This window comes from Falsiroseomonas sp. RANM36, assembly GCF_056682175.1.
Genome location: NZ_JBWXTD010000005.1, coordinates 221,046 through 227,685, shown reverse-complemented (window position 1 = coordinate 227,685; position 6,640 = coordinate 221,046). Strand labels below are relative to the sequence as shown.

The window sequence follows — 6,640 nt, the reverse complement described above, 5'->3', positions numbered from 1 at the left end:
GGTACCGGGTTTTCCGCTATGTGGGCCGGCGCGCCCCGCCGCGGGGGGCCGCCGCCGGGGGCCGCCGCGCCCCCGGCCGCGGCCCCGATGTTGCCCCCGGCGCCGGGGCGCGTGTCGATCAGGACCGAACGCCCCAGGATCGGCGAGAGCTGCTCCGCCAGCAGGCGCCCGACCACGGCGCCGGCGCTTCCCGCCGCGAAGGGCACGATGATGCGCATCGGCGACGTCGCCTGCGCATGGGCGCCACGCGCCAGGCAGGCGGCGACGGAGCCGAGGAAGAGGCGACGGGAAGCCGGCGGGAAGGCCATCAGAGCTCGATCCTCATGAGGTCCTGCGCCGGCAGCACGGGGCCGGCGTAGTGCTTGCGGATGTCGCGCACCATAGCGCCGAGCTGGTGCGGCCCGGCGAGCTCGGGCGGCAGATGCGCCGCCGCGCAGCGCAGAAGCACCGGGCTCGTCGTGTCGAAATGCCCGAAATGCGAGGGCACGAGCAGCTTCACCCCGGCATCCGCGGCGATCCGGCCGAGCTCGAGCGGCGAGGTATGCGCCGAGGTGCCGACGCCGCTCTTCCGCCGGTGTTCGAGGAAGGCTTCGGGGAAGGTGCAGTCATGCACCAGCACGTCGGCGTCGCGCGCGAGGTCGCGCATCGCCGCGGTCGGGGTGGTGTCGCCGCTGAAGACGATGACGCGGCCGCCGACCTCGATGCGGAAGCCGTAGCACTGGCAGATCTCCTCGGGGATGTGGTCCACGAGGGCGGCCGTGATGCGCAGGCGCCCGTCGTCATGGATGACGCCCGGCGCGATCTCCGTGATCTCGGGGCGCAGCGCCTCCATGTTGGACTGGCGCAGCCGGTAGGCGGCGCGGGCGCGGATATCCACGTCGTAGGCGCCGCCCTCCAGCAGGTGCGCGACCATCCGCCGCGTGCCGGGCGGCCCGAGCAGCCGAAAGGCGCCCTTGCGGTTCAGCATCCAGCCGGCGATCGCGAAGGTCGCGAGGTCCGCGGTGTGGTCGAAATGCAGATGCGAGAGCAGGAGGGTGCCGACTTCCGAAGGGCTGACCCCGGCCTGGACAAGGCGACGCACGGCGCCGTCGCCGCAGTCCAGCATGATGTGCTCGCGGTCGTCGACGGAGATCAGCAGGGCGGTCTGGGCCCGGTCCGGATCCATCAGCGCCGCGCCGGTCCCCAAAAGGGTCAGTCGAACCATGCCCGGTTCCTCCTGGCCGGCGCATTCCAATGCGGCGCGGCCGGCGCCACAATCCGGAAATGGCGATCAATCCATCGGATTTCCGTTCGGGCGCGATGGCGGCCCTGTCGCCGCGCCACCTCGCCGCCTTCGTCGCGATCGCCGAGGCCGGCGGCTTCGCCGCGGCCGGTGCCGCGCTCGGCCTGGCGCAGTCCAGCGTCTCCACCCTGCTCGCCGACATGGAGGCGCGGCTCGGCACGCGCCTCATCGAGCGCACGACGCGGCGCGCGGCGCTGACCGCATCGGGGCTTCGCCTCCTGCCGCCGGCCCGGCGGCTGCTTGCCGAGATGCAGGCGGTGCTGCGCGAGGTCGCGCCCGCGGAAGGGCGACCGCTGCGCGTCGCCGCGACCTCGCTCGTGGCCTGCACCCTGCTGCCGCGCGCCCTGGCCATGCTGGCCGCCGACCGGAACGCCGCGCGTCCCGTGTTGCTCGAGGCCTCGCCGACCGAGTTGCCACAGCTGGTCCGCAGCGGCGAGGCCGTGCTTGGGGTCGGCAGCTTTCCCAGGGCGGAGGTGGCCGACCTGGGGCGCCGTCATCTCGGCACCGATGAAGTCGGCCTGTTCTGCCCGAAGGATCACGCCCTGGCGGCGAGCGGTCGCAGGACCTGCCGCTGGCGCGACCTCGCCGGGGTCGCGGAGATCGCGGTGACCCGCGGCAGCGAAGTCGGCCGCGTCGTCGCCGGCGCCCTCGAGGCCGCGGGCGTGCCGCCGCGCGCGCCTCTCTACGAGGTGGCGCGCATGCAGACCGCGCTCGCGCTGGTCGCGGCCGGCCTCGGCGTCGCGGCGCTGCCCCTCGCCGCCGCCCCGCTCATGCCGCGCTGGCCGGAGACCGAGACGGTGTTCCTGCCGCTGCGGCCGACGGTGCGGCGCGAGATCCTCGCGATCTGGCGCGGCGCCGCCGAGCCGCGCGAAGCGCGCCTGTTGCTCCGGGCGCTCGGGCGTGCCGCGCGGAAACCCGGCTGAGGCGCGAAAGCCCGCCTGCGCCGGCGCAGGGCGGCGCCATGACGCGGCGAACCCGCCCCTACCCCGCCGGGATCAGCTTCACCTTCTTCCCGTCCACGCCGAGCGCGACCCGCCCTTCCTTCAACGCCAGGGCGGCTTCGCCGAAAACCTCGCGCCGCCAGCCATGCAGGCAGGGCAGGTCGGCCTCGCCCGCCGCCAGACGCTCCAGTTCCTCGGCCTGGGCCAGCAGTTCCAAGGGCTGAGGAAGGGCAGGGGCCGAGGGGCGCCCGGGGCGGTCCGAGGGCGTCACCAGCGGTTCGCTACGGTTTCCCGAAACGCTTCCCCTCGGTAGAAGCCGGCGATGGACAACAGCATGGCGACCAGGCCCTACAGCAAGCTGAAGGGCGATCCCTACCGCGCGTATGAGGAACTGCCCGCCGAGGTGCGCCGGGCCCTGCAGGAAGCCCTGGTGGACTGGTGTCCCCTGCGGGCCCGCGAACGGCTCCTCCACCTGCTGCGCGAACAGCGGTTGCGGCCGGCCCAGGCGGCGTTTTCCCTGGTCCAGACCATCCGCGGACACGATCACGCCGAAGTCGCCGCCTTCGCGAGGACCTGGCCGAAAGGCTCGCAGGCCTATCCGCACCTCGCGGCCGGCGCGACGCTGCAGCGTTACACCGGGACGGACGGTATCCCCCCGGCTCAGCCCATGCCCGTCGCCCCGACGGCAAAGCGGTCCAAGGCGCCGGCCAAGCGCAAGCCGGGCCGCCGCGCCGCGGTTTAGGCCGGCGGCTTCGCCTGCGCCGCCTCCTCGCGCGCCTTCGCCTCCAGCTTCTCGCGGGTGTCCACCACCTTCTGCCAGTCCTTGGCCTTGTCCCAGTTGGCCTTGAACAGGGGGAAGGTGCCGAGGGACAGGCGCGACATCCGCCGGACGGCCCAGCCTGTCGTGCCGCGGCGGTCGCTGGCCTGCCGCCATCCGTCCTCCTCGGTATAGCCGTAGTAGGTCTCGGCCCACCCGCCGTCGCCAACGCCGGCGAGGAGGAGACCATCGTCCCCGGGGTGTATGTACACGAATTTGCGGTCCCCCATCCCGGGCGGCGCGGGAACGATCTCCCAGGCCGCTTCGTGGCCGCCCTCGCGATCGAAATGCTTGCGCTTCCGGATCTCCGTGGCGGTCATGACCCAGACCGCGTCGGCGCTCACGTAGAGACGCGCATCGGCGCCGTCGAAGGCCTCTCCGACCGGCAGGAGGAACTCGTTCCCGCCCTTCGCGAAGTAGACCTGGTTCTGTTTTCCTTCGCCGCCAAGCACGTAGGCGTAGATCCACTGCTCCGTGATGTGGAGCCGGGCCTGCCGCACGGGCTCTTTGACGTTCACACCACTCACGTTGCTGTAGGGAAGCTTGAATCCATCGACAGCCGGAAGCGCGGCGTACTCGGCCTGCTTCTCGGGTACGAAGAAGCGGGCGATGAGGACGGAATCCCCGCGTCCGCTCTGCCGATCCGCGAGGCTCAGCACCACATGGACGCCGCTGCTGGGGAGCGGCGTCGCGTCCGGGTTCAGCGGGACCGGCTCGGGCCTGTCGCCGTAGAATCCGACGTCGAGGCTGGTGAACTTCTCGCCCGGCACCTTGTAGGTGTACCAGATGCCGTCCACCCGATAGTACAATAGGCCGCTGAGGTCGTTCCAGCCCCAGAGCACCTCGCCGGCGCCCACCTTGAAGCTCCGGCGCACCGCGACGATGTCATCGAGTTTGCTGCGACCGTCATCGCTCCAGTTGAGCTTGCCCTCGCGGGGCGCGATCACCTGTCCGTCCTTGGTGTTTCTGAAGCCCGGGAAGGTGACGGGTGCGGTGTAGATCAGGTTCTGGGTGCCGATCACCCATGTCGGCACCATCCGGCGCGCGAGCCAGTGCACCTTCCGGAACTCTTCGCGGAGGTGCTCGAAATACACCTTCATGGCGGCCCGGGCATCCTCGTCATGGGCCCCCGCGTCCGATCCCGGCGCCCGCTGCCGATAGCGGATGCTGCTGCCGTAGGCGCGCTCGTAGACCGTGGTCTGCAGGTTCACGGCGGCGACATAGGCCTCGAAGACCGCCACCCAGGCATCCGGGACCTGTTGGTTGTCCGGCAGGGTCAACCAGTGGTTGGCTTCCCGGACAAAGGTCACGGCATTGCCGTCCACCAGGCTGAACTGCTTGGCGAGGTCCGTCCAGGGCGCATGGTGCAGGGTGCCGACCTCCAGAAGCTGCGCCCAGATCCGGAAGGCGTCCGTCGCATTGTCCAGGTGGTCCTGGAGCTCATGCGCGCGGGCACGGACCAGCAGTTCCCTGATGTCTTCGAGGAGGGTGTTCTCGACCTTGCGGAAGATGTTGAGGATCGAGGACGCGAGCTCGACGAGGCCGGCGAAGAGGTAGAGCGCAACGCCGATCGCGGCAACGATGGGGGCGGCCGCGCCCGAGATCGGCAAGGCCGCCATGACGGCTCCCGAGATGCCCTTCAGGAGCGACGAGGTCGAGGAGAGCGACGAGGCGGCGATTCCGATCTTGTCGCCCCTGCGGCCGGCCTCCACGGCGTCGTTGATCAGGCTGACACTGCCGCTGAAGGCGTTCACCAGCTCCACCGTGCCCTGGTACGCCGCTGCCGACTTGCTCGGGGCCACCGCATCCTTCAGCGCATCGAGCTCCGTCTTCAGCCCCGCGATGTGCTGCGACGTGCTGGCGTTCGCGACCTGCCGCGAGAGATCGTCGAGCTGGCTTTTGACTTGCTCGATCTTCCGGTCCAACTCGGACTGGGACATGCAGAATCCTCCTCGGGCATCGGGTTCTTCCCGATGCTTCGTGCCTGTCGCCGAGGCTGGTCGCGAAGCTGCGGCGATCTGGGCGCTCGGGGAAATGTCTGATTGCAACCAAGAGTGGAGAGCATTCACGGCCGAAGTCAACGGTGGCGAACCGGAACCGTGACATTCATTCGGAGGCCCGGGCGCCGCGTGCTCCAGCGACCGGTGGGGTGTCGCCGCAGGGGCCGGAGGCGCGAGGCTCAGCCGGCCTCGATCACCTTCACCCGCTTCCCCTCCACACCCAGGGCGATCCGGCCTTCCTTCAGCGCCAGCGCCTGCTCCCCGAACACCTCGCGCCGCCAGCCATGCAGCGCCGGGATGTCGGTCTCTCCGCAGGCCAGCCGCTCCAGCTCCTCGGCATTGGCCAGCAGCTTGGGCGCCACGTGATGCGCCTCGCTCTGCGCGGCCAGCAGCACCTTGAGCAGCGCCACCAGTGCCGGCGAAGCCGCCGGGCCGCTGCGCTCGCGCGGCACCTCCGGCAGCGCGTCTTCCGGCAAGCCCCGCGCCTCGGCCAGCACGGCCAGCAGCGCGGCGCCGGTCTTGCCCTTCGCGAAGCCCTCCGAGATGCCCCGCGCGCGGCCGAGCTCGGCGGCATTGGCCGGCGCGGTGGCGGCGATCTCCAGCAGGGTCTCGTCCTTCACCAGCCGGCCGCGCGGGATGTTCACCCGCTGCGCCTCCCTCTCCCGCCAGGCGCAGGCGGCCCGCAGCATGCCGAGGAAGCGGCGGTTGTGGCTGCGCGGGCGCAGCCGCTCCCACTGGGTCTCCGGGTCGGGCATGTAGGTGGCGGGGTCGGCGAGGGCGGCCATCTCCTCCGCCACCCAGCCGGTGCGGCCCTCCCGCTCCAGCCGGGCCGTCAGGCCGGCGTAGATGCGGCGCAGATGGGTCACGTCGGCCGCCGCATAGGCGATCTGCGCCGGGGAGAGCGGGCGGGCGGCCCAGTCCGAGAAGCGGTGCGCCTTGTCGATCTGCGCCCCGGACAGTGCGCGGGCCAGCGAATCGTAGCTCACCTGGTCGCCGAAGCCGGCCACCATGGCGGCGATCTGGGTGTCGTAGAGCGGCGTGGGCACCGCCCCGAACTTCAGCAGGAAAATTTCCACATCCTGCCGGGCGGCGTGGAACACCTTCACCACCCGCTCATCCGCCAGCAGCGCGCCGAGCGGGCCGAGGTCGAGGCCCGGCGCCAGGGCGTCCACCACCGCCACCTCGGCCTCGCCGCCGAGCTGGACCACGCAGAGCTCGGGCCAATAGGTCCGTTCCCGCATGAATTCGGTGTCCACCGTGACGAAAGGCTCCTGCCGGAGCCGTTCGCACAGCGCGGCGAGGGTCGCGGTGTCGGTGACCAGGCTGGGCACGAGGTCGGCATCTGCCGGCGGGCGGCGGCTCATGAGCGGGGGTTTACGCCCCGGGGGGCGGGGCGGGAAGCCGCGCGGCTTGACTTCCCGCACCGGCTGGTGCGGTTTCCGCCCATCTTCCAGGCACCCCGGACCCACCCATGCACGCCTACCGCACCCATACCTGCGGCGCGCGCCGCGCCGCCCACCCCCGCCCGCCCCCCCCGCGGTGCGGCGGGGGGGGCCGCCAGCCCCCCCCAGGCGGCCGGCGCGTCCTCCGCCAGCCCGCC

General features: G+C 71.7%; 6 protein-coding genes and 1 pseudogene. 2 read left to right on the top strand and 5 right to left on the bottom strand.

What is annotated here, in order from left to right:
* Window positions 1-308 (bottom strand): annotated as a pseudogene (locus tag AC1MIR_RS19015) (tripartite tricarboxylate transporter substrate binding protein); the annotation flags it as partial.
* Window positions 308-1,204 (bottom strand): MBL fold metallo-hydrolase, encoded by an 897-nt coding sequence (locus AC1MIR_RS19010; RefSeq protein ID WP_480029757.1) that lies wholly within the window; start codon window positions 1,202-1,204, stop codon window positions 308-310. The gene AC1MIR_RS19010 and the pseudogene AC1MIR_RS19015, both read right to left, overlap by 1 nt.
* 59 nt (window positions 1,205-1,263) lie before the next feature.
* On the opposite strand from AC1MIR_RS19010, the gene AC1MIR_RS19005 reads away from it, so the two are divergent.
* Window positions 1,264-2,205, top strand: a complete 942-nt coding sequence (locus AC1MIR_RS19005; RefSeq protein ID WP_480029756.1) for a LysR substrate-binding domain-containing protein — start codon at window positions 1,264-1,266, stop codon at window positions 2,203-2,205.
* A gap of 58 nt (window positions 2,206-2,263) precedes the next feature.
* Here the strand turns inward: AC1MIR_RS19005 and AC1MIR_RS19000 are convergent, their stop codons facing one another.
* Complete coding sequence (locus tag AC1MIR_RS19000) at window positions 2,264-2,440, bottom strand: hypothetical protein (protein WP_480029755.1); 177 nt, start codon at window positions 2,438-2,440, stop codon at window positions 2,264-2,266.
* A gap of 105 nt (window positions 2,441-2,545) precedes the next feature.
* Between AC1MIR_RS19000 and AC1MIR_RS18995 the strand changes: the two genes are divergently transcribed.
* Window positions 2,546-2,965: a DUF6525 family protein gene (locus tag AC1MIR_RS18995; protein WP_480029754.1), complete on the top strand. Its 420-nt coding sequence runs from the start codon at window positions 2,546-2,548 to the stop codon at window positions 2,963-2,965.
* On the opposite strand, the gene AC1MIR_RS18990 is transcribed toward AC1MIR_RS18995, so the two are convergent.
* Complete coding sequence (locus AC1MIR_RS18990) at window positions 2,962-4,980, bottom strand: hypothetical protein (RefSeq protein ID WP_480029753.1); 2,019 nt, start codon at window positions 4,978-4,980, stop codon at window positions 2,962-2,964. The genes AC1MIR_RS18995 and AC1MIR_RS18990 overlap by 4 nt on opposite strands.
* Window positions 4,981-5,219: 239 nt before the next feature.
* Window positions 5,220-6,404, bottom strand: a complete 1,185-nt coding sequence (gene rnd / locus AC1MIR_RS18985; protein WP_480029752.1) for a ribonuclease D — start codon at window positions 6,402-6,404, stop codon at window positions 5,220-5,222.
* Window positions 6,405-6,640: the final 236 nt, after the last annotated feature.